The 21,828-nt window shown below is 62.3% G+C and carries 21 protein-coding genes and 1 tRNA gene; 21 read left to right on the top strand and 1 reads right to left on the bottom strand.

Annotated features, from left to right (window positions below; genetic code table 11):
• Positions 1-185: 185 nt before the first annotated feature.
• From G452_RS0107030 to G452_RS18510, 21 genes are all read left to right on the top strand, one after another.
• A complete protein-coding gene (locus G452_RS0107030) occupies positions 186-473 on the top strand; it encodes an ArsR/SmtB family transcription factor (protein WP_022661557.1) in 288 nt (95 codons plus the stop codon).
• Positions 474-681: 208 nt separating this feature from the next.
• Entirely contained in the window at positions 682-1,443 is a 762-nt protein-coding gene (locus G452_RS20515) for a sulfite exporter TauE/SafE family protein (protein ID WP_022661556.1), read from the top strand.
• A 54-nt stretch (positions 1,444-1,497) separates the two neighbouring features.
• Positions 1,498-2,478: an ABC transporter ATP-binding protein gene (locus G452_RS0107020; protein WP_022661555.1), complete on the top strand. Its 981-nt coding sequence runs from the start codon at positions 1,498-1,500 to the stop codon at positions 2,476-2,478.
• Positions 2,475-3,212 carry an ABC transporter permease gene (locus G452_RS0107015; protein ID WP_022661554.1) on the top strand — a complete coding sequence of 246 codons (738 nt, stop codon included), beginning with the start codon at positions 2,475-2,477 and terminating at the stop codon, positions 3,210-3,212. Before G452_RS0107020 ends, G452_RS0107015 begins: the two co-directional genes overlap by 4 nt.
• A complete protein-coding gene (locus G452_RS0107010) occupies positions 3,205-3,753 on the top strand; it encodes an RNA polymerase sigma factor (RefSeq protein WP_022661553.1) in 549 nt (182 codons plus the stop codon). Before G452_RS0107015 ends, G452_RS0107010 begins: the two co-directional genes overlap by 8 nt.
• Positions 3,653-4,294 (top strand): anti-sigma factor family protein, encoded by a 642-nt coding sequence (locus G452_RS20510; RefSeq protein ID WP_081650523.1) that lies wholly within the window; start codon positions 3,653-3,655, stop codon positions 4,292-4,294. Before G452_RS0107010 ends, G452_RS20510 begins: the two co-directional genes overlap by 101 nt.
• A 2-nt stretch (positions 4,295-4,296) precedes the next feature.
• Complete coding sequence (locus G452_RS0107000; RefSeq protein WP_022661551.1) at positions 4,297-4,794, top strand: periplasmic heavy metal sensor; 498 nt, start codon at positions 4,297-4,299, stop codon at positions 4,792-4,794.
• 47 nt (positions 4,795-4,841) lie between these two features.
• On the top strand, positions 4,842-5,552 hold the full coding sequence (locus tag G452_RS0106995) for an ABC transporter ATP-binding protein (RefSeq protein WP_022661550.1): 711 nt from the start codon (positions 4,842-4,844) through the stop codon (positions 5,550-5,552).
• Positions 5,545-6,798: an ABC transporter permease gene (locus tag G452_RS0106990; protein ID WP_022661549.1), complete on the top strand. Its 1,254-nt coding sequence runs from the start codon at positions 5,545-5,547 to the stop codon at positions 6,796-6,798. Before G452_RS0106995 ends, G452_RS0106990 begins: the two co-directional genes overlap by 8 nt.
• 19 nt (positions 6,799-6,817) lie before the next feature.
• Positions 6,818-7,567 (top strand): outer membrane lipoprotein-sorting protein, encoded by a 750-nt coding sequence (locus G452_RS0106985; protein ID WP_022661548.1) that lies wholly within the window; start codon positions 6,818-6,820, stop codon positions 7,565-7,567.
• 14 nt (positions 7,568-7,581) lie between these two features.
• Positions 7,582-8,964: a hypothetical protein gene (locus G452_RS0106980; protein WP_027189090.1), complete on the top strand. Its 1,383-nt coding sequence runs from the start codon at positions 7,582-7,584 to the stop codon at positions 8,962-8,964.
• A 146-nt stretch (positions 8,965-9,110) separates the two neighbouring features.
• Positions 9,111-9,185: transfer RNA gene (locus tag G452_RS21415), tRNA-Glu, on the top strand.
• Between the two features lie 120 nt (positions 9,186-9,305).
• Positions 9,306-10,511, top strand: a complete 1,206-nt coding sequence (locus G452_RS0106975) for an MFS transporter (RefSeq protein WP_022661546.1) — start codon at positions 9,306-9,308, stop codon at positions 10,509-10,511.
• A 78-nt stretch (positions 10,512-10,589) separates the two neighbouring features.
• Positions 10,590-12,890, top strand: coding sequence for a xanthine dehydrogenase family protein molybdopterin-binding subunit (locus tag G452_RS0106970; RefSeq protein WP_022661545.1), 2,301 nt, complete (start codon positions 10,590-10,592; stop codon positions 12,888-12,890).
• Positions 12,887-13,390, top strand: coding sequence for a (2Fe-2S)-binding protein (locus tag G452_RS0106965; protein ID WP_022661544.1), 504 nt, complete (start codon positions 12,887-12,889; stop codon positions 13,388-13,390). Before G452_RS0106970 ends, G452_RS0106965 begins: the two co-directional genes overlap by 4 nt.
• On the top strand, positions 13,387-14,232 hold the full coding sequence (locus G452_RS0106960) for an FAD binding domain-containing protein (RefSeq protein ID WP_022661543.1): 846 nt from the start codon (positions 13,387-13,389) through the stop codon (positions 14,230-14,232). The genes G452_RS0106965 and G452_RS0106960 overlap by 4 nt, the downstream gene beginning before the upstream one ends.
• 585 nt (positions 14,233-14,817) lie before the next feature.
• The gene (locus G452_RS18515) at positions 14,818-16,197 is read left to right on the top strand and encodes a sigma-54-dependent transcriptional regulator (RefSeq protein ID WP_051141999.1); all 1,380 of its coding nucleotides are present in this window, start codon (positions 14,818-14,820) and stop codon (positions 16,195-16,197) included.
• Between the two features lie 43 nt (positions 16,198-16,240).
• Positions 16,241-17,185 carry a UDP-glucuronic acid decarboxylase family protein gene (locus tag G452_RS0106950; protein ID WP_022661542.1) on the top strand — a complete coding sequence of 315 codons (945 nt, stop codon included), beginning with the start codon at positions 16,241-16,243 and terminating at the stop codon, positions 17,183-17,185.
• Positions 17,186-17,405: 220 nt separating this feature from the next.
• Positions 17,406-18,797: an undecaprenyl-phosphate glucose phosphotransferase gene (locus tag G452_RS0106945; protein WP_022661541.1), complete on the top strand. Its 1,392-nt coding sequence runs from the start codon at positions 17,406-17,408 to the stop codon at positions 18,795-18,797.
• Between the two features lie 50 nt (positions 18,798-18,847).
• Positions 18,848-20,149, top strand: a complete 1,302-nt coding sequence (locus tag G452_RS0106940) for a B12-binding domain-containing radical SAM protein (RefSeq protein ID WP_022661540.1) — start codon at positions 18,848-18,850, stop codon at positions 20,147-20,149.
• 18 nt (positions 20,150-20,167) lie between these two features.
• On the top strand, positions 20,168-20,947 hold the full coding sequence (locus G452_RS18510) for a WecB/TagA/CpsF family glycosyltransferase (RefSeq protein WP_022661539.1): 780 nt from the start codon (positions 20,168-20,170) through the stop codon (positions 20,945-20,947).
• On the opposite strand, the gene G452_RS0106930 is transcribed toward G452_RS18510, so the two are convergent.
• A complete protein-coding gene (locus G452_RS0106930) occupies positions 20,944-21,822 on the bottom strand; it encodes an endonuclease/exonuclease/phosphatase family protein (protein ID WP_022661538.1) in 879 nt (292 codons plus the stop codon). The two genes, G452_RS18510 and G452_RS0106930, sit on opposite strands and share 4 nt — an antisense overlap.
• Positions 21,823-21,828 lie beyond the last annotated feature (6 nt).

Raw genomic sequence — 21,828 nt, 5'->3', positions numbered from 1 at the left:
GATACGGCAAATCGCCTCCTCGGAGGCTCGAACTCGGACGCCGGGCTCCACCTTAAAATGACCGCTCAGTGGTCCAAAGGATGGGGGAAGGCGCAAACCTCGGCAAGACCATTGTTGGGAATGGTGGACTTTACGCCATTCTTAAATAAGTATATGCATGGATTCTTAATCATATTGAGGAAGCTATGGTCAATTTTGAAAAACAAGCCAGTATGTTCAAAGTCCTCTCGGTCGGCACTCGCATACGTATACTGGAGCTGCTGAAAGGCGGGCCTTTGTGCGTGAACGCCTTATCAAAAAGATTGGGCATCACTCCGTCGGCTGTGTCCCAGAACCTGCGCATCCTGAGGGATGCGGACCTCGTGGTCGCGGACAAGCAGGGCTATTTCGTGCATTACGGGATTAACCGGCAGACCATGACGGAATTGCGGTCCCTCGCGAACGGGGTGTTCAGCATGCCAAATTTGTTGTGAAATGGTATGAATAGACAACCTGTGGAGAAACCCGCAACTCGTGCCGAAAGATTGCCTGGGGAGCAATTCGGTCGGTACGGCAGAAATGCCGAAGCGGTCGCGATACGACTTTTTCCGATCAACAGATTGAAACGGTACACCATCTAGGTGGGCACGAGTCCCCGACCTGCCGCAAACAATCACCTGAACACATCGTCAAGGATCGCATATGACTGTTCCCGTTGTCCTGCTTGCGAGCATATTTCTCATCTCACTCCTGCTGACCATGGTCGGCCTCGGCGGCGGGCTTGTCTTCTCGCCGCTGTTCGTGCTCCTGGGTATGGCGAAAGCCCAGGCGGCTGCGGCATCCCTGTTCCTGAACCTCACGGCGGCGGGGTCGGCGGCGTACGCCTATTCGCGAAAGGGGATGGTCGATTTCTCCCTTTCGATCCCGCTGATCCTATTTTCCGCAGCGGCCGCGCCGCTCGGCGCTTACCTGAACACCCGAATCGAGACGAAACCGTTCCTGATGATCATGGCCGTCATTCTCTTTCTGGCGGCGATACGCATGCTATTTTCACCCAAAGGCGACAACCGAACGGTTGAACGGGCAAAAGCAACAAAAATCATCGGCGGGGCGACCATCGGCGCGGTCACCGGCTTGATGGCCGGGCTGCTTGGAATCGGCGGCGGGGTTTTCATCGTTCCCCTGCTGATCTTCGCCCTGAAGACGCCGACCAAGACCGCTGCCGCTTCATCCACCTTCATCGTCTGCTTCTCCTCGCTCACCGGGTTCATGGGATACGCTTCCATGGGGGAGGTCGATTGGTATTTCCTTTTGCCTGCGGCGGTGGTCGCCTTTATCGCCGGTCAGGCCGGGGCGCGGCTCATGAATGCCCGGCTGACGGGCCGGACGGTCAGGCTGCTGTTTAGCCTGCTCCTGTTCGGGTTGTGCGCCAAACTGTTGCATCAGTGGTTTTCGGGGGTTTGATGAATACGGTAAAGAGCAGATTGAAACAAGAATCGGTTCGGGAGGTACATCCTGATGAAGAATGAAGCCATAGTGGTCGAGAACCTGAGCAAACGGTTCGATGGCGTGCAGGCCGTGGACGGCGTGTCGTTCGCCGTGGAGCGGGGGGAGTTGTTCGGATTCCTCGGGCCGAACGGGGCGGGAAAGACCACGACCATCAACATGCTGACCGGGTTGGCCCGCCCGGATTCCGGGACCATTCACCTGTGCGGCGTCGATTGCACCCAAAAACCCAGGACCGCCCAGCACCTAATCGGGGTGGTCCCTGACGAGAGCAACCTCTACCCCGAGCTGACCGGATTCGAGAACCTGTGTTTCTGCGCATCGCTGTACGGCATCCGGAAGGACGAGCGCCGAGCGCGGGCAAAGGCGCTGCTGCGCGACTTCGACCTCACCAAGGCGGCCGACCGAAAGTTCGGCGGGTACTCCAAGGGGATGAAGCGGAAGCTCACCATCGCGGCGGGCATCATCCACCGTCCGGACATCCTGTTTCTCGACGAACCCACCACGGGCATCGACGTGGCCAGCGGACGCCAGATACGCCAGCTCGTGGCCGACCTGCACCACGCCGGGACGACCATTTTCCTGACAACTCACTACATCGAGGAGGCCGAACGGCTTTGCGACCGCATCGCCTTCATCGTTGCCGGGCGCATCGTCGGCATCGACTCAGTGGAACATCTGATCCAGCCCCTGCAGGGACGACATGTCCTCGAAATCAACTGCCAGGAAGCCTTGACGGAAAAACTTCATGAAGGGTTGATCCAGGCCTTCCCCTCGCTGGTCATCTCGCCCCCCGAGCAACATTCGATCCGTGTGGAATCGGACTCCCCCGTGCACGTGGGGCCGTTGGTGCGCCGAATCGAGGAACAGGGATTCACGGTCACGGAGGCGCGGCGGGTGCGCCTCTCGCTTGAGGATGTTTTCGTGCAGATAACGGGCATAGAATCCGGCACCATGCATCACGAGAAGGAAATGAAGGGGGGAAAGAAATGAACAAGCTGATCGCCTTCTGGAACATATTGGCAAAAGACATGCGCACCTACTACCTGAAGCCGCCGAACGTGAGCTGGGGCATCATCTTCCCCCTGGCGTGGACGGCCATGTTCTTCATCCGCTCCGGGAGCGGGCTGGAAAGCATTCCGCAGCTGCTTCCCGGCGTGGTGGCCATCTCCATCCTGTTCGGCACCACCTCCATGCTCGCGGTCACGGTGACCTTCGAAAAGAAAAATCGCTCCTTCGAACGGCTGTTGCTGGCCCCCATGTCCTTTGAGCTGCTGATGCTCGCCAAGACGAGCGGAGCGATCTTTTTCGGCGTGTGCAACGCCTTCGTGCCGGTGCTCATGGCCCTGTTCCTGGCCGACCTCGGTCAGATCGTCTGGGCGCAGTTCATCCCCGCAGTGATTCTCATCGCCGTAGCCTCCACGTTTCAGGGACTGTTCATCGCAGTGGCCGTCAGCGAGGTGTTCGAGGCGCAGACCTTTTCCAACTTCTTCCGTTTTCCCATGATATTCCTGTGCGGGCTCTTCTTTCCCATCGAGAGGCTGCCCGCCCTGCTTCAACCCGTGTCCTACGTCCTGCCCCTGACCTACGGGGCCGACGTCCTGCATGGCGCTGTCCATGGCGGCCACATCCTGCCATGGTACCTGGACTTGCCTGTACTCGGCCTGTTCTGTGCGGCGCTGTTCTGGGCGAGCCTTCGAAACATCAGGAGGCGGTGGATTGCCTGATCGGTCCCGATCGCAACTTCCGGACGAAGCCCTGCTGGAAGCCTCGGGCAACGGGGACCGGCAGGCCTTCGGCGAACTCGTCCGCAGGCACCAGTCCTGGGCCTGGGGCGTGGCCTATCGTTTCATTGGATCCAGGGACGAGGCCGAAGATATTGTTCAGGCCGCCTTCATCAAGTTGCTTGTCGCGTCGGGCCGCTATCGCCGTACCGCACGCTTCAAGACGTTCTTCCACGTCATCATATCCCGGCTCTGCCTGGATCATGCCAAAAGGGAGAAGCCCGTACAGGCGGACGACTATCCGGAATTGGCCGACTCGTCTCCCGGACAGGAGGAGGCGCTGATGACGAGCCAGAACGCGGCCCGCGTGCGCCGGGCATTGGACTCCCTTCCCCCCAGACCTCGCATGGCCGTCGTGCTTCGATACTACGAAGGGCTCGGTTATGATGAAATGGCCGTGGTTCTTGAAACGTCGCGGAAGGGTGTCGAGCGGCTGCTGTCCAGGGGACGCGAGGCGTTGCGGGAGAAACTGGGATCACGCTGAACTTTTTTCGATCGAAGGCGGGGGTTTTCCGAACTTGGATCGTTTAATAAAAATGAGGTCGACACACATGCTTTGCCGAAACTGCCATACACGTCTTTCTGCCTACCTGGACGGTGAACTGTCCGGGCGGGAGCTGTGGGACATGAAACGCCATCTCGACGGTTGCGCGGCCTGCCGCGCCCACCTTGCCGAGTTGGAGGCGTTGGACGCACCGCTTGCCTCTCCGGGCACCCCGGAGATGCCGGGCGACCTGGAATACCGGATCATGGCCCGGGCTTCACGAGAGTATTTCGATGCCCGTGACACGAGCCGCTTCCGGGCGATTGCCCGTAGGTGGCTGGGGCCGACCGCCACGGCATCCGCCTTGGCGATCGGTCTGCTTCTGGGAGGATTGCTCGGGTGGAACAGCCATGGTGAATCGGGCTCGGATCGGGCTATGATGCCGAGGGAGAATGTGGTCTTCGCGTCCCTGAGCGCTGCCCCCAGCGGGTCGATCGAGGCCGCGGTGCTGGCCGGGTTCAACGAGGGGGGGAGGTTGTAACCATGCATTACCTAAAGCGGTCCTTGCTGGCCTTGTCTGTGGGGTTGAACATCGCCTTTGTCCTGTTCTGGGGCATGCAATATCTTCAAGGACAATATCCGGCGTCGCCAGAAATGCCCCGTCGCTCGGAAGACCAACTTCTTAGAGCGCGGTATGAAGGAATCCAGGTGACTCCCGAACAATGGAAGGCGCTGGAACCCTATGTGCAGGTCTTCAAGACCAACACCGATCGCATCCGCCGGGAAACGATGCAGTTACGAAAGCAGTTGCTTGAGTTGCTGACCGAATCGGTTGCGGATGAAAAGGCGATTCGGACCATCCAGCAAAAGATTCTTGCGAACCAGGGCGGCATGAAAGACGAGGTCCTTTGTCTCCTGCTCCATGAGAAAAGAGTGTTGCGGCCGAATCAGTTTTCCGGGTTGATCCAGGCGATTCGAGATTACGGAGGCCACAGGCCCGGATTTGGGATAATGACCGGAGGAAAACCGGAACGGGATTAACGGCATGGCCGGGGAATGCCCTTGGGCCATGCATACAGGAGAAAACCATGTCGCTGATCGAACTGAACAGCATTTCGAAAAAATACCTGACGGGAGAGGTCGAAACCGAAGCCCTGAAACAGGTCACCGTCTCTATAGAAACAGGAAAACTCGTCACGTTCGTCGGGCCTTCGGGCAGCGGCAAGACCACGCTGCTGAACATCATCGGCTGCATGGACAAACCGTCGTCCGGGGAGGTCCGAGTGACCGGCACCAGGGTGGACACCCTGGGCAAGAAGGAGGCGGCGCATTTTCGTGGTGAGCATCTCGGCTTCATCTTCCAGTCGTTCAATCTCATCCCGGTCCTGAGCGTGTACGAGAATATAGAGTACCCCTTGCTCATGATCTCCCGGACGCCCGCAGCCGAGCGGCGTGAACGTGTGATGGCCGTATTGGAAGCCGTCGGCATGACCGACCAGAAGGATAAGCGACCGGACCAGATTTCGGGCGGCCAGAAACAGCGCGTGGCAGTGGCCCGGGCGCTGGTGACCAACCCGAAGGTTGTGCTGGCGGATGAACCTACCGCGAACCTCGACCACGACACGGCCCACAAGATCATCGACCTGATGAAAAAGATGCGGGACACCTACGGGACCACCTTCGTCTTCTCCACGCACGACCCGCGCATCGTTGAACACGCCGACGTGGTGCACGGCATCGAGGACGGCAGGTTGCTGAACGGAAACCCGCTGTACCAGGGAGGAAAAGACCATGCGTAATATATTTAAGATCGCCCTGCGCAACCTTACTCGCTACAAACGGCGTACCGCCCTCACCTCTCTGCTCATCGTCATCGGCGTGTGCATGGTGGTCATGTTCTCAGGCCTGGCCGGGTCGTTCAAGTCCATGATGATCGGCATCATCACAGATTCAAGCATCGGCCACCTGCAAATCCATCGAAAGGGGTACTTCTCGTCCATCGACACGATGCCCCTCAACCTGAACATGAAAGGGCCGGCATACCAAAAAATATCGGAAATGCTCGAAGCGACACCCGGTGTGACAGCCTATGCGCCCAGACTGAAATTCGGTGCGGTCCTCAGCAATTACATGGAAAGCACCAACGTCAGGCTTTCGGCTGTCGATCCGAAACGGGAGCTGGCTGTCTGCACGGCCTTGGCTGACAGGATGAAGCAGGGAGCCCCCGGTCCCGGCGAGGGACTGCTCGAAAAGGGCCAGGTCGTGGTTCCCGAAAAGGTGGCCAAGAGCCTGGGGATGAAGCCCGGCGACTCCGTGGTGCTGGTTGCCACCAACAAGGACGGCTCCGTCAACGGCATGGAATTCCAGATTGCCGGAATCATCGAGGACCTCATGGGACCGGGCGGCAAGGACGCCTACATGCACATCGAAGACGCCCGCAGCCTCCTGCGCAACGAACCGGGCGAAGTCACGGAAATCGTGGTCAGGGTGTCCGATTTCAACAAGCTGAAGCCTGTCGCAGCGTCGCTCGCGGCAACGCTCGGAGAGGTCAAGAACAAGAAGGGCCAGCCCGCCTTCGAACTGCACACCTGGGACAAGCTGTCGCCGTTCTCCAACATCGCAAACATGATCGACCTGATGCTGGTCACGGTGAAGATCGTCATGGTCGCCATCGTCCTTATCAGCGTGCTCAACGTGATGCTGATGTCGGTCTTCGAGCGCGTACGGGAAATCGGAACCATTGCCGCCATGGGGACATCCCCCGGAACGATCATGTCGCTTTTCGTGGCCGAGGGCGTGCTCCTGGGCGTGCTGGGGACGGCGCTCGGCCTGATTCTGGGCGTGGGCGGTTTGTTGGCCTTCAAGGCGGCGGGAGTTGCCTTCTCCTTCGGACGGATGGACAACCTGATCGTGCGCCCGGACATCAACCCCGGCGAAATGCTCTTTTTGTCGGCCATCGTCCTGGTGGCATCCGCCCTGGCCGCGCTGCAACCCGCGTGGAAGGCGAGCCGGATGGAACCCGTCGATGCGCTCGGCCACGTATAACCCCATGAGGATACCGCATATGCACTCTTTGAAATATGTTCTGTTCGTTGCTGCCGTCTGCCTCGTTTTGGGCGGCGGCAATCAGGCTTCCGCCATGGATGCAGGGGAAGTGCTCCTGGCCGTGGACCGCAACCTGGCCCCAGTCAGCTACGAATCCTACCGCAAGCTCATCAACATCGAGCCGGACGGGAGCAAAAGGGAATACGTCCTCTACACCATCAAGAAAGGCCAGGATATGGTGGCCTCCGTCTTCCTGGAGCCTTCCAGCGACAAGGGGCGCGGGACCTTGCGCCTGGGCGACAACATGTGGCTCCACATTCCGAGCGTGGCCAAGCCGGTCAGGATAACCAGCCTCCAATCGGTGACGGGTGGCATCTTCAACAATGCCGATATCATGCGCCTAGACTACAGCGCCGAATATACGCCCGAATCCTTGGAGGAAAGCGGTGACGCCTATTTGCTTCGCCTGAAGGCGAAGACCAACGAGGTTGCCTACGACAGGCTGGAGATGCTGGTGGCCAAGGACCGGTTGGTTCCGACAGAGATCAAGTGTCTCGCGGCGTCCGGGATGCTGATCAAAACCCTGCATTTCAAGAAGATGACCGACTTCGGCGACGGATTCGCCCGTCCGGCCATTGTCGAGACGGACAGCCCGCTTCACAAGGGGTACCTCTCGGTGATGATTTTCGCCGCGATGAAGGCCAGAGACTTTTCGGATGAAGTCTTCACCCTCAACTACCTGCCCCGGATAGAAACCCTTCGTCAGTGATGGCGGGAAACGGAATGACGAAAGCCGGTACATGGCTCGGGCCGTTCTTCTGCTTGGCGCTCATCCTGGCTGCCTCGGCTTCGGCCCTTGCCCAGGATGAGCCCCTGTATGATGCGGACTTTGACATTCCTGCAGCGGATGAACAGCACTTCGAGTTCTGGGGACAGGCCGAGTTCCGGATGTACGAACGGCTCCTGAATAGGGATTCTGCGGTCTACGCGCAACGCTTCTACAACTCCCGGCAGGATGAACTCCAAGCGGACATGCTGCTCCAAATCAAGCCCGAACTCTCCGTGAAATACGAAACGTTCGGGTTCTATGCCCGCCCGCGCGCCGACGTCGGATGGAGCCAGTTGCCCCTGTCGGCGGCCAGTGAGCCGGACGAACCGTCGGAACGGTATTTCAAGGACGACAAGCATTGGGCCGGGGAGGTCATGCTTGAGGAAGGCGTGGCCGCCTGGAGGCCGGACCCGAGATTCACGCTGGAAGCCGGGAAAAAGGTTCTCAAATGGGGCAAGGGATATGCCTGGAACCCCGTGAGCTTCGCCAGCCGTCCGAAGGATGTGGACGATCCGGACCAGACCCGAGAGGGCTACGTCATGGGCGTTGCCGACGCCATTTTCAGTTTCGACGGCCCGTTGCAGACGTTGGCGTTCACACCGGTGGTCGTTCCTGTGTGGGAGCGGGCGAACACGGGATTGGCATCGGACGAAAGCGTTCTCTACGGAGGAAAGCTCTACCTCCTGCTGTCCGATGTGGACGTGGACGTCATGGCCATGGCTGGCGATCATTACGATACGTCCCTCGGTTTCGACTTTGCCGCAAACATCACCGACAATTTCGCCATCCACGGCGAAACCGCGGTCCGGCTGGGCCATGAGAAGACTGTGTTCCACGATGACGGAACCCGCAGCGTCCACACATACGACGCCTGGAGCTTTCTTCTTGGCGCACGATACCTGACAGAGGACGAAACGACCTACCTCCTTGAATATTACCACAACGGGGAGGGGTACACCGCTTCACAACTGGAAACCTACTACGACTATGTCCACACGGCGTACGACACGTATCAGACCACGGGAAACGCCGCCGATCTTAACAAAAGCAAAAAGGTGTCGTCCGAATACAACCGGAGCAGCGTCGGACAGGACTATCTGTATTTCCGCGTGTCCCAAAAAGAACCTTTCGACATCCTCTACCTGAACACGACAGCGACCGTGATCATGAACCTCGGGGATCGAAGCCTCTCCCTCAACCCCGAAGCGTCCTACATGCTCACGTCCGACATTGAGTTGAGGCCCCGGCTCATCCTGCCGCTCGGTTCCTCCGACACCGAATTCGGCAACAAGCTCAACGCAGCCAGGGGCGAACTCCGGTGTGTGTACTATTTCTGAGCCGAACACCAAATTGTTGAGCTTGCACCAATTCCCCCCCCGTTTCTCTTTCCGGCAAATTTTGCGTGTCACCCAAGTGTCATTTTCAACGGCAACTATGGTTTTTGTGGTGAATATGGCGTTTTCAACCCATTGAAATAACGGAGGTAAGCGACCTTCCGGTTGATTGTTTACGGCCTTTCACGCCGTTAACAGGGGTTCAAATCCCCTTGGGGACGCCACGTCGATTCGAGGAGCCGCTTTTGCGGCTCCTTTTTTTTGCCGCGGCCGCGTGCCCGGTTCCGCCGTTCCTGCTGGCAATGCGCCGCGATCCGGCGTAGGGGAAGCGTAGAGGAAGGCCCATGACCGACACGACCGCGCCGCGACCGCCCCTGTTCACCTACCCGTTCCTGACGCTCAGCCTGACCACGCTGATCGGCTTCGCCAACATCGCCGTATTCTATGGATTTTATCCCTACCTGATCAACATCGGCATTCCGCCGTTCTGGGCGAGCCTGCTGCTGGCCCTGGAACCCATGACCGCGTTCTTCCTGCGGCCGGTGATCAGCCCCCGGCTGTCCGCCTCCAACGCCCTCTCCGTCATGCGCGGGAGCATGGTTGTCATCGCCCTGGCCCTGCTCGCCTACCCCTGGGCCAAGACGGTGCCCCTGCTTCTGCTCCTGCGCGCCGCCCACGGCGCGGCCTTCGTGCTGCTCGTCTCGGCCACGACCGCCCTGCTGGTCCATTTCGTCCCGCCCGCGCGCAGCGGCCAAGGCTTCGGCATCTTCACCCTGGCCACGCTGCTGCCCTTCGCCTGTGTGCCGCCGATCATGGAGCTGCTGCTCCGCGTCCTGCCCTCGACCGCGCACGCCTACGCCTGGATGTCCGTCCTGTCCCTGCCCGCGCTGCTGCTCATGTCCCTGCTCGGCCCCCATGCGCGCCGGGCCGCCGCAGCTGCCCCTCCCGCCGGGAAGAATTCCGGCCTGTCCGAAATCAAGACCGCCCTGCGCGCGCCCGGAGTGCGTCGGACCCTCGGCGTGGCCCTCTGCGTCTTTTTCTCTTCCTCCCTGCTGTTCTTCTTCATGAAGGGCTTCGCCCTGGGCATCGGCATGGCCAACGCGGGCCTGTTCTTCACGGTGAGCACGGGCGCCACCATCGCGGTACGTCTGCTCGGCAACAGCTTCTTCGACCGCGTGAACAAGAAGCGCGCGCTGGTGCTGAGCCTGCTCTTTCTGGCGGGCTGCTACGGCTCCTACTCCCTGGTGCGCGCCCCCCTGCCGTTCCTGCTGGCCGCCGCGGGATTCGGCGCGGCCATCGGCGTGGCCCTGCCCCTGCTGCAATCCACGCTCTTTCTCCAGTCCGACCCCGGCAAGCGGGGGCTGACCACCAACCTGTTCCTTTCGACCATGGACGCGGGACTCTTTCTCGGCCCCTACATCGGCGGACTGCTGCTCGACGCGGGCCTGTCCCATTCCGGTCTGTTCCTGATTTCCGCCGGGCTGGCCCTGGTCGGCGGCGGCCTGGTCGGACGCAGCCGGATTCCGCTTCCCGCCGCCTGCGCGAACTGACCTGCCGCGCTCGTGTTGACACAAGGGCCGGGGCCGCGCACAAAGAAGGTATCCATCCCAACATCCAAGGAAAGTTTCATGCGCAATGCGCCCTACGAAATCGGCACTTCGAGCGCACGCCTGGACGCACTCTCCAAAGCCACGGGAGAGGAACGCTTCGCAGCGGACCTGTTCCCGCCGGATACGCTCTGGGCCGGAGCCAAGCGCGCCGGGATTCCCCACGGCGAACTGCGGGAACTGGATGTGGACGCGGCCCGACGCCTGCCAGGAGTGCATGCCGTGCTCACGCGAGCGGACGTGCCCGGCTCCAACCGCCAGGGCATCGTCCACAAGGACATGCCCGTGCTCTGCGGATCGCGCATCCGGCACGCGGGAGATCCCGTGGCCCTGGTCGTGGCCGGGAGCCGTGAGATCCTGCGCCGCGCCCTGGACCTCATCCAGCCGCGCATCGAGCCGCTGCCCGTAATCGCGGACCTGGACGCGGCCCTGGCCCAGGACGCCCCCCTGGTCCACGAAGCGCACGGCTCCAACGTGCTCCTGGCCGCGCGCATCAACAAGGGCGACGCCGAATCCGCGCTCAAGGACTGCGCCGTGGTCCTGGAGGAGACGTTTCACACCCCGGCCCAGGCCCACGCCTTCCTGGAAACGGAAAACGGCACCGCGCGCCTGGACGAAAACGGGATTCTGCACCTGACCGTCTCCTCCCAGGCTCCGTTCCGCGACCGTTTCGAGGTGGCCCACGCCCTGGGGCTGTCCCCCTGGACCGTCCACGTGGTCAGCCCGTTTCTGGGCGGGGGCTTCGGCGGCAAGGACGGCGCCACCGTGCAGTGTCTGCTGGCGCTGGCGGCCCTGCGCCTGCCGGGGCGGACCATCAAGATGTGCTGGGATCGCGAGGAGAATTTCCTGGCCGGATACAAGCGCCACGCGGCGCGCATGCGCTACCGCCTGGGAGCGGACGCGGACGGAGCCCTGCGCGCCCTGGACTGCCGCCTCTGGTTCGACACCGGAGCCTACGCCCATCTCGGCGGCGAGATCATGGAACTGGGCATGGAACACGCGGCCGGTCCCTACAACGTGGAGCACGTGGATTGCCGGGGCTGGTGCGTCTACACCAACAATCCCATCGGCGGGGCCTTCCGCGGCTTCGGCGTGGCCCAGGCCAGCTTCGCCTTCGAGGGCATGATGGACCGGCTGGCCCGCAAACTGGGCCGCGACCCGCTGGAACTGCGCCGCCAAAACGCCCTGCACCGGGGCGACCGCAACGGCGCGGGGGTCAGCCTGACCACGTCCACGGGCCTGGACGAATGCCTGCGCACGCTGCGCGACAGCGAACTCTGGACCGGGCGCAAGGCCTGGAAGGACGCGGCTCCAGCCTTCACCCGCCGGGGAGTCGGCCTGGCCGCGGTCTTCAACGGCATGGGCTATGGCCGGGGATTGCCGGACAACGCCATCGCCCGCATCGAGCTGACGGAACAGGGCCGGTTCCTGATCCGCAGCGCCGTGCCGGACATGGGCCAGGGCAATGCCGCGACCTTCGCGCAGATCGCAGGGGAAATGCTCTGCCAGCGCGCGGAGCGGCTCGAAGTGGCCCAGCCCGACACCGATTCTTCCCATCCTTCGGGATCGGCCTCTGCCGGGCGCACCACCTACACTTTCGGCAAGGCCCTGATCCAGGCCTGCGAAATGATGACGTCCAAGCTGGTGCGCCGCGCCGCGCTGATGCTCATGGTCGACGAGCCGGACGGCTTCGCCCTGGTGCCCGGAGCGGTGCGGCACCTGCCCACGGGCCGCGACCTGCCGCTGGAAGCGCTGGCGTCCATGCTTCCCCGCGAAGACCGCATCTGCGTGTCCGAATATCTCATGCCCGTGACCCGCGAGGTGCCGGACACGGGCAAGGAATTCGCCCTGGGATTCCCGCACCTGATCTTCGCCTATGCCGCGCACCTGGTCCGCGTGGAGGTGGACGAGCTGACCGGGCTGGTCCGGGTCTGCGACTATCTCGCGGCCACGGACGGCGGCAGGGTGCTCAACCCGCAGAACTACCACCAGCAGATCGAGGGCGGCGTGGCCCAGGGCCTGGGCTTCGCGCTCATGGAAGGCCTGGAGACCTCGGAGGGCCGCCTGCTGACGAAGGATCTGTCCACCTATCTGATCCCGGCGAGCATGGACCTGCCCGACACGCGCTCCCTGGCCGTGGAAACCATCGAGCACAGCGGTCCCTTCGGGCTCAAGGGCGTGGGCGAGGTGGGCATGAACGGCCCGCTGCCCGCCGTGGCCTCGGCCCTGTCCGACGCCCTCGGCGTCCATGTGAACCGCGCGCCCGTCTCCCCGGAAACCGTATTGCGGATGCTGCAACCCCGCTCCGGAGCCAGAACATGATCATCCGATTCGAACTCAACGGCCAGAGCACGGAACTGGACGTGCGCGGCGACGAGCGCGCCGTGGACCTTCTGCGCGAGCGCCTCGGCCTGACCGGAACCAAGGAAGGCTGCGGCACCGGGGAATGCGGGGCCTGCGCCGTGCTCCTGGACGGGCGCGCGCGGCTCTCCTGCCTGACCCTGGCCGCCCAGTTGGACGGCAGAAGCCTGACCACCATCGAGGGGCTGGGCACGGCCAAGGCCCCCCACGCGCTCCAGGCCGCCTTTGCCGAGCACGGAGCCGTGCAGTGCGGCTTTTGCTCGCCGGGCATGATCGTGGCCGCCGCCGACCTGCTGGAACGCAGCCCCGACCCCTCGCGCGAGGAAATCCGCGAGGCGCTTTCCGGGAATCTCTGCCGCTGCACCGGGTACGGCCGGATTCTCACGGCGGTGGAACGGGCGGCCGCCGAACGCGGGGAAGCGCCGCTCCCTTCCCGGCCCCAAAGCGGAGGCGAGGCATGAGCGTGCATCTGCCGACCTCTCTTTCGCAGCTCTGGCCCCTGCTGGCCGAGCCGGAAGCCAAGGCCATGGCCGGAGGCACGGATCTGCTGGTGCGGCGGCGAGCCCGCAGCGAATCCGGTCCGATCTGCTGCCTGGAGCGAATTCCGGAATTGCGCGGCGTGGAAATCGTCGCGGACGCGCAGGGCGAGGCGCTGCGCATCGGCGCGGCCACGCCCCTGACTGCGCTGCTGGACGAGGAAGCCGTTTCCGCGCGCCTTCCCCTGCTGCACCAGGCCCTGCGCCAGCTCGGCTCCCCCTTGATCCGCAACCAGGCGAGCCTGGGCGGCAACCTCTGCACGGCCTCCCCGGCCGGAGACGGCCTGCCCCCGCTCCTGGCCCTGGACGCCGTGCTGGAGCTGGCCTCCGAACGCGAAACGCGCACGCTGGCCACGGAAGAGTTTCTGCTCGGACCGGGCCGCACGGCCCTGAAGCAGGGCGAAATCGTGCTGGCCGTGCGCATTCCCCTGCCGCCCGAAGGGACGCTCCAGCGCTTCGAGAAGGTCGGCAAGCGCCGCTCCCTGGCCATTGCCGTGGCCTCCCTGGCCGCGTGCCTGCGGCTTGAGAACGGGCTGGTCGCCGAAGCGCGGCTGGCCTTCGGCAGCGTGGCTCCCACGGCCATGCGCTGCCGCGCGGCAGAGGCCGAGCTCGCAGGGCGGCCCCTGGGACGCGAAACGCTGGCGGCGGCGGCCCGGCGCGTGCGCGAAGCAGTGCGCCCCATCAGCGACGTGCGCGCATCCGCCGAGTATCGCAGGGAAGTGGCTGGAAACCTCGTGCTCCGGCTGGAAGCCGCGCAGAAGAGCTGAGCCCAGGCGCTGCCGCGCACAAATTCCGCACGCCCCCCAACCGGGAAAGCCCCCCGGTTTCCCCCTGGGATGAGGGCATTCCACAACATCCCGAATCCATGGTCAATTCCATGGCTTTCCCGTATTCGACCGACGAAATCCCCCCTCGCACAACAAAATCTCATTTGAACCTCGGGACAGAATCCCGATTTTGCTCCTCCTTCTTCTCGACGGAATTGGGGGAAGCCCGGATTGACCTTGCCGACCGCCGATGCTTGTATACGATCTTATGCACCTTATTCTGGATTTTCCAGAATGTATGAAAAAACAAGACTGCGTGAGGACGACCTTTTGTAACGCCACAGGCATGAGCGGTACTTCGGATATGTCGGCGAGCAAAGGAGAATAGAAACACGTACATTACCGCATACCATTTCAACAGCTCCGTACAACGAAGCGTTTTCGAAGGACAACGGCTCCGCAGGTCGAACACCTTCCGAAAGCCGGAACAGGCAACCCTATGGCACAATTCCTGATCATAGAAGACGATGCCGAAAGCGGCGCCTCCATACGCTCCCTGCTCGAAAGGCAAGGCAACGTCTGCATGTGCTGCGAAACGCTCCACGACGGATTCGCCACGGCCCGCGACAGCCGCTTCGACATGGTCTTCATCAAGCCGTTCCTGCCGGACGGCAACGCATCGACCAGATTCCCGACCTGCTCTCCCTGCCCAGCCATCCCCAGGTCATCGTCATTTCCGACAGCAAGTCCGCGGACCACGCGGAATCCGCCATCATGCACGGAGCCTGGGACTACCTCATCAAGCCCTGCTCGAACCGCCAGATCGAAATCACGGTCACGCGGGCCATGCGCTACCGGGAAACCAAGAACGGCAACGGTTCTTTCGGCAAGAGCTGCAAGTTCGAGCGGTTCGGCATCATTGGCGACAGCCTCAAGCTCGAAACCACCCTGGACGCGGCGGCCAAGGCGGCCAGCGGCAAGATCAGCGTGCTCATCAGCGGCGAAACCGGCACGGGCAAGGAGCTGCTCTCGCGGGCCATCCACGGCAACAGCCCGCGCAAGGACGGTCCCTTCCTGGTCATGGACTGCACGAACATTCCGGACACCCTGGCCGAAAGCATCATGTACGGCCACGTCAAGGGGGCCTTCACCGGCGCCACCGAGGCGCAGGAAGGCCTCTTCAAGCTTGCGGACGGCGGCACGCTCTTCCTCGACGAAGTCGGCGAGCTCAAGCCCTCGCTCCAGAAATCCCTCCTGCGCGTGCTTCAGGACCGCCGCTTCCGCCCTGTCGGCTCGGCCAAGGAATACACCAGCGACTTCTGCCTGATCTCGGCCACCAACCGCGACCTCAAGGCCATGGTGGAGAAGGGCAAGTTTCGCCAGGATCTCTACTACAGGCTCACCGGGATCAGCATCAACATCCCGCCGCTGCGCAGCCGCCCCTCGGACATCAACGCGCTGCTGGACCATTACATCCAGCGCGTCTGCGACGAGCGCAAGGGCCAGTGCAAAACCGTTTCCAATTGCTACCGCAAGGCCATGACCAACTACCCTTGGCCCGGCAACGTGCGCGAACTCATCAACGCGGTCTATTATTCCATCGAAAGCGCGCTGCACGAGGACGTGCTCCTGGTGCAGCACCTGCCGCTCGAAATCCGCGTGCACAACGTCCGCAACAACGTGACGGACCCGCATGTCCGCATGGACGCGATTCTCCCCGACGGCAGGGAGTCCGGGACGCTCGGCATCGACATTTCAGACATCCTCGCGGACAAGGAATCCCTTCCGGACTACAAATACACCCGCAACGTGACCGTGGAGCGGGTCGAGGATCATTATTTCAAGGCGCTCATAGAGGCGAGCGAGGGCTCGCTGGAAAAAGCATGCGAAATATCGGGGTTGTCCAAGGCGCGGCTGTACGAGCTGCTCAAGAAGCACGACATGAGACTCAAGGCCAGGGTTTGAAGCCGGGCCGGCGACCAGGGCGGCGACGTCCGCAGGAGAGGAAATGAAGAAGCGTATTCTCGTGACCGGGGGCGGCGGCTTTCTCGGTTCTCACCTCTGCGAAACGCTGCTGGAGCAGGGGCACGAGGTGCTCTGCGTGGACAACTTCTACACCGGATGCAAGAAGAACATCTCACACCTGCTGTGCAACAATGAGTTCGAGTTCATGCGACACGACGTCACGTTCCCGCTGTACGTGGAAGTGGACGAAATATACAACCTCGCCTGTCCTGCATCGCCGATACATTATCAGACGGATCCGGTGCAGACGACCAAGACCTCGGTGCACGGCGCCATCAACATGCTCGGCCTGGCCAAGCGCGTGAAAGCCCGCATTCTCCAGGCGTCCACCTCCGAAGTCTACGGCAGCCCCACCGAACACCCCCAGACCGAAGCCTACTGGGGCAACGTCAACCCCATCGGGCCGCGCGCCTGCTACGACGAAGGCAAGCGCTGCGCGGAAACGCTCTTCTTCGACTACCATCGGCAGCACAGGCTGCGCATCAAGGTGGCCCGCATTTTCAACACCTACGGACCGCGCATGGCCCTGAACGACGGGCGCGTCGTCTCCAACTTCATCATCCAGGCGCTCAAGAACGAGCCCATCACGGTCTACGGGAACGGAAAGCAGACCCGCTCCTTCTGCTTCGTGGACGACCTGGTGCGCGGACTGATCCGGCTCATGGACACGAAGGACGACTTCACCGGGCCGGTGAACCTCGGCAATCCCGGCGAATTCACCGTGCTGGAACTGGCGGAACGCATCATCGCCCTGACCGGCTCCTCGTCCAGGATCGAGCACCTGCCCCTGCCGGAAAACGACCCGACGCAACGCAAGCCGGACATCCGGCTCGCCAGGGAGGTCATGGGCTGGGAGCCGACGGTGAATCTCGAACAGGGACTGGCCGTTACCATCGAATACTTCAGGCGGATGCTCGGAGCGATGTAGAATCTGGCGGTACGGAAAAATCGAACTCCATTGTCGGAGAATTTCGATCTCTCCGAGAATTTCAGAATGCACAGGGAGGAACGGAGCGTTTAGTAACAGCAGCAATACGACATAACAGCGGCTTATGAGAATATAATTTAATCGCCAGCAACAAACAACTGGCACAGTAGTTGCTCATTCCATGTATGATGCAAGCGCATTACACAGGGGGGAATGAGTAATGCTCAAGAGAAATAAAGATGTAATATCGTTTTTGAATTACATGCACAAGGTTTTGGAAGGCTCTATTGCCATAGTGACATACTTTGCCATCACATATTTATATCTTGGAAGATCCAGCATACCGAACCAGACGGCAATGCTCTTGCTCATCTTCTTCGTCGTCCCGATCACGCTCGACCTTGTCGGAGCGTATCGCATCTGGCGCGGCACACCGCTGCTCGCGGAATACAAGAACGTCTGCTTCGGCTTTCTCCTCAGCTGCCTTTTCTTCATCGTCCTCGGATTTTCCTTCAAGATTTCGCATGAATACTCGCGCGTCGTCTTCTACAGCTGGGCCTTGACCACGCCGGTTCTGCTCTGCCTGGAGCGCTTCGCCAAGCGAATGACGCTCCGCTGGCTGCGGCGCAACGGCAGGAACATGCGGACCGCCGTGATCATCGGCGCCGGAGACATCGGATCGCGCCTCGGCAAGTGGGTCACGGGCAACGCCTGGCTGGGCATCGCCCTGCGCGGGTTTTTCGACGACGAGAAGAACGAGTCCAACGGGTTCAGCTATCTCGGCAGCACGGACGAGGCTCTGGACTATATCCGGAAGAACGGCATCGACATCGTCTACCTCGCCCTGCCCATGACCGCGGGCGAAACGATCAAGAAGCTGACCGCCGGACTGAGCGACACCACGGCTTCGGTCTTCTTCGTGCCCGACGTGAGCTGCTTCGCCCTGCTCATTTCCGGCCGGGGCGTGCACCTGGGCGACATTTCGGCCATCGCCCTCTGGGAGTCACCGCTCGTCGGCGTGAACCTGGCCTTCAAGCAGCTCTTCGACTTCATCATCTCCCTGACCATGCTCATCCTGCTTTCGCCCCTGCTGCTCGTGGTCGCCCTGCTGGTCAAGCTCTCCTCGCCCGGCCCCGTGCTCTTCAAGCAAATCCGCTACGGACTCGACGGCAAGACCATCAACGTCTTCAAGTTTCGAACCATGCGCAACGACCTCTGCGACACGGGCGACGAGTTCCGGCAGGCCACCAAAGGCGACCCGCGCGTGACCCGGATCGGCGCGATTCTGCGCAAGACGAGCATCGACGAGCTGCCGCAGCTCTTCAACGTGCTTCAGGGGACCATGTCCCTCGTGGGGCCGCGCCCGCATCCCATCAAGCTCAACGAGCATTTCCGCACCCGCATCAACGGGTACATGCTCCGCCACAAGATCAAGCCCGGCATCACGGGCTGGGCCCAGGTCAACGGCTACCGCGGCGAAACCGACACGCCCGAAAAGATGGAAATGCGCATCAAGTACGACCTGGAATATCTGCAACGCTGGTCCCTGGCCCTGGATTTCAAGATCATTTGCAGGACCGCGGTCTGCATGATCGGCAGCAACGCGTATTGACCGCGTATTGACGGGGCGGGTTTAGACGCGCGCCGAACAAAGGGTGAAACATGAAAATCCTGCTCATCAACTCCGGCGAACCGCAGGTCCGCTCCAAGAAGACCACGCTGAAACAGGCATTCCCGTTCCTGGAGAAGTTCAAGCCTTACAGCGTGCTCATGCCCCGGCCCGTGATCGACGGCGTCATCGGCGGTTTCGGCATGTCCGAAAAGCGCTTCCCCGTGGGCCTCGGCTACCTCTCCTCCATGCTGAAAAACGCCGGGCACGAAGTCGAGCTGCTGGACCGTTTCTGCGACAACACCGCCATGGTCGCGGACTTCTCCGAATTCGACTTCATCGGCATCTACGCCAGCACGCCCTGCTTTTCCGACACCCTGGCCCTGGTGGAGGCCATCGACGCTTCCGGATTCCAGGGCAGGATCTCGGTGGGCGGCCCCCATGCGACGCTGTTTCCCGGCTCCATCCCCGACAGCGTGCATTACGTTGTCCAGGGCGAGGGGGAATACGTCATCAACGACGTCGTCGAAGGCAAGTATCCCTCCCACAGCATGATCCGCACCCAGCGCATCAAGGATCTCGACCAGCTTCCCCGGCCCGACTACGAGCTGTTCCTGGACAGGCCCCGCCCCTACAACTACGGGTTCAACTTCGCGGGGGTCAGCAAGGTCTACAACATGAACACCTCGCGCAGCTGCCCCATGAGCTGCTCCTTCTGCTCCGTGCGGGACATCTGGGGCAACCTCTGGACCCACCATTCGGCCGAGCGCGTCGTGGACGACATCCACTACCTGCAACGGACATACGGGGTGGACGGCATCTACTTCCGCGAGGATTTCTTCCCCGCGAGCAAGAAGCGCCTCGTGGAAATCTGCGAGCTGATCATCCGCGACGGGCTGAACATTTCCTGGGCCTGCGAAACGCGGGCGGACACCACCTCGGACGAGGAGATCGTCCGGCTCATGGCGCGGGCGGGCTGCGTCGGGCTGTACATCGGCGCGGAAAGCGGCAGCGACAAGATGCTCAAGGTCTTCAACAAACGCATCACCAGCCGGAACATCGTCCGCACCTGCGCCAACGCCCACAAGTACGGCATCGCCATCGCCATGTCCCTCATCGTGGCCCACCCCGAGGAAACCTACCGGGACAAGCTGGACACCTTCTCCGTGATCCGGACGACGAAACCGGAAACGCTCTACATCAACGTCTACCGCGACGAATTCGCGCGGCACGGGATGCTCGAAGGCGACCGGCCCTGCACCCGCAGGATCTACAACGAGGAGTACGCCAACGGCACCTGGGCCGCCCAGCGCGACCGTTTGCGCGTCTTTTCCACCCAGGACGCCGTCAACTAGTCGAAGGCGGCGATCCACATGCCCGAATCGCGCGACATTTCCATCCTCGGCGTCAAGATCAGCCTCTTGCGGGGCGAAGAGCTTCTCGAACGCATCGGCGAGAGCGTCCGGACCCGCTCCCGGCTCCTGGTCGCCTCCGGGAACGTGCAGTCCCTGAACCTGTGCTGCTCGGACAAGGCCCTGCGCGAAACCATCAACGCCGCGGAAATCGTCCGGCTGGACGGAGCCGGCGTGGCCCTGGCCGCCAAGATTCTCGGCCATCGCCCCACGGAGCGGCTGACCTGGGCGGACTTTGGGCACAGTCTGGCCCGCTTCTGCGCGCGGAAAGACTTCTCGCTCTATCTGCTGGGCAACGCGCCCGGCGTGGCCCGCAGCGCGGCGGACGTGCTCCACGCGGCCAATCCCGGCCTGAAGATCGCGGGAACCCGGCACGGCTATTTCCAAAAGGAAACCGACTCGCCGGAAAACCAGGACGTGGTCCGGGAAATCAACGCCAGCGGCGCGGACATCCTCGTGGTCGGCCTGGGAATGCCCTTGCAGGAGCGCTGGATCGCCGAGAACCGGGACGCGTTGCAGCCTCCGGTGATCATGACCGCCGGGGCGGCCTTCGAATGGATCGCGGGCCTCAAGCCGCGCGCCCCGGAATGGATGCGCGAGAACGGCATGGAGTGGCTCTGGCGACTCCGTCTGGAGCCCCGGCGACTGTTCCGGCGCTACGTGCTCGGCAATCCTCTTTTCCTGCTGCGCGTGCTCGGCGAAAAGATCGGCCTTTCCCGAAGCGGCCGAGCCGGAGCCTAGGGACCGGTCCGGTAGAGGACCGCCCGCACGGGATAGTGGTCGCCGGGCGATGCGCCCAGGATGGAGGATTCCCGGCAGCGCCAGTCCCGGGAATGAAAGATGAAGTCGATGCGCGGCTTGATGGGAAAATCGATCTTCCGGAACGTCCCACCCAACGCCTCCAGGCCGTAGCCCAGGGTGTCCTCGTACTCCTCGCGCACGGCGCGGATGGTCCGCGACGGCCCGATGGTGTTGAAGTCCCCTCCCAGGATCACCGAGGACGCGCCGGACTCGCGGATCAGTGCGAGAATCCGGCGGATCGAGGCGGTGCGGTGCGTCTCCCGGAACAGCTCGCCCCAGATCAGCCGGAAAAGGCGGACGAAGTCCGTTTCCACGACCTGGTCCGCGCCTCTCTGAAACGCGGCCACGTGCTCCAGATGCACCGAGCAGGCCAGGCACGGCTCCCCTTCGATCTCCAGCAGGGCGCAGGTGGCCACGTCGCGCCCCTCGAACGTGCCGTCGAAGGGCACGCCCCAGACCTTGCGCACGGGGTAGTCCGTGAGCACGGCCGGGCTCCAGTAGGCGGGCTCGCCGGAAGCCCCCACCACGGCGTTGCCGTAGCCGTAGAAACGGCGCATTTCCCCGGCGGTCATGCGCGGCTCCTGAAGGAACACGATGTCCGGCCGCCCCTGCCCGCGCAGGATCTCCCGCACAGCTTCATAGGCGCTGGTCTCGGAATTGCCGTCCCCGCAATTCATGGTCACGATCTTGATGGTCATGTCGGGATACAGGGTCGCACGCAACGGCACCAGCAGCAAGACCAGCGCCAAGACGCCGGACAGCCGGAAAAGCGCGCGGCCTCGCGCCGCTCCTGTCCACGCCTTGCGGTTTTCCACTTTGGG

Source organism: Paucidesulfovibrio longus DSM 6739 (genome assembly GCF_000420485.1).
Lineage (GTDB): Bacteria > Desulfobacterota > Desulfovibrionia > Desulfovibrionales > Desulfovibrionaceae > Paucidesulfovibrio > Paucidesulfovibrio longus.
The sequence above is the reverse complement of the archived record's forward strand: the minus strand, read 5'-3'. Positions and strand labels throughout refer to the sequence as shown.

Coding starts and splice junctions, on each gene's coding strand:
- G452_RS0107030 (WP_022661557.1), top strand. CDS start 186: ATGGTCAATTTTGAAAAACAAGCCAGTATGTTCAAAGTCCTCTCGGTC.
- G452_RS20515 (WP_022661556.1), top strand. CDS start 682: ATGACTGTTCCCGTTGTCCTGCTTGCGAGCATATTTCTCATCTCACTC.
- G452_RS0107020 (WP_022661555.1), top strand. CDS start 1,498: ATGAAGAATGAAGCCATAGTGGTCGAGAACCTGAGCAAACGGTTCGAT.
- G452_RS0107015 (WP_022661554.1), top strand. CDS start 2,475: ATGAACAAGCTGATCGCCTTCTGGAACATATTGGCAAAAGACATGCGC.
- G452_RS20510 (WP_081650523.1), top strand. CDS start 3,653: ATGATGAAATGGCCGTGGTTCTTGAAACGTCGCGGAAGGGTGTCGAGC.
- G452_RS0107000 (WP_022661551.1), top strand. CDS start 4,297: ATGCATTACCTAAAGCGGTCCTTGCTGGCCTTGTCTGTGGGGTTGAAC.
- G452_RS0106995 (WP_022661550.1), top strand. CDS start 4,842: ATGTCGCTGATCGAACTGAACAGCATTTCGAAAAAATACCTGACGGGA.
- G452_RS0106990 (WP_022661549.1), top strand. CDS start 5,545: ATGCGTAATATATTTAAGATCGCCCTGCGCAACCTTACTCGCTACAAA.
- G452_RS0106985 (WP_022661548.1), top strand. CDS start 6,818: ATGCACTCTTTGAAATATGTTCTGTTCGTTGCTGCCGTCTGCCTCGTT.
- G452_RS0106980 (WP_027189090.1), top strand. CDS start 7,582: ATGACGAAAGCCGGTACATGGCTCGGGCCGTTCTTCTGCTTGGCGCTC.
- G452_RS0106975 (WP_022661546.1), top strand. CDS start 9,306: ATGACCGACACGACCGCGCCGCGACCGCCCCTGTTCACCTACCCGTTC.
- G452_RS0106970 (WP_022661545.1), top strand. CDS start 10,590: ATGCGCAATGCGCCCTACGAAATCGGCACTTCGAGCGCACGCCTGGAC.
- G452_RS0106965 (WP_022661544.1), top strand. CDS start 12,887: ATGATCATCCGATTCGAACTCAACGGCCAGAGCACGGAACTGGACGTG.
- G452_RS0106960 (WP_022661543.1), top strand. CDS start 13,387: ATGAGCGTGCATCTGCCGACCTCTCTTTCGCAGCTCTGGCCCCTGCTG.
- G452_RS0106950 (WP_022661542.1), top strand. CDS start 16,241: ATGAAGAAGCGTATTCTCGTGACCGGGGGCGGCGGCTTTCTCGGTTCT.
- G452_RS0106945 (WP_022661541.1), top strand. CDS start 17,406: ATGCTCAAGAGAAATAAAGATGTAATATCGTTTTTGAATTACATGCAC.
- G452_RS0106940 (WP_022661540.1), top strand. CDS start 18,848: ATGAAAATCCTGCTCATCAACTCCGGCGAACCGCAGGTCCGCTCCAAG.
- G452_RS18510 (WP_022661539.1), top strand. CDS start 20,168: ATGCCCGAATCGCGCGACATTTCCATCCTCGGCGTCAAGATCAGCCTC.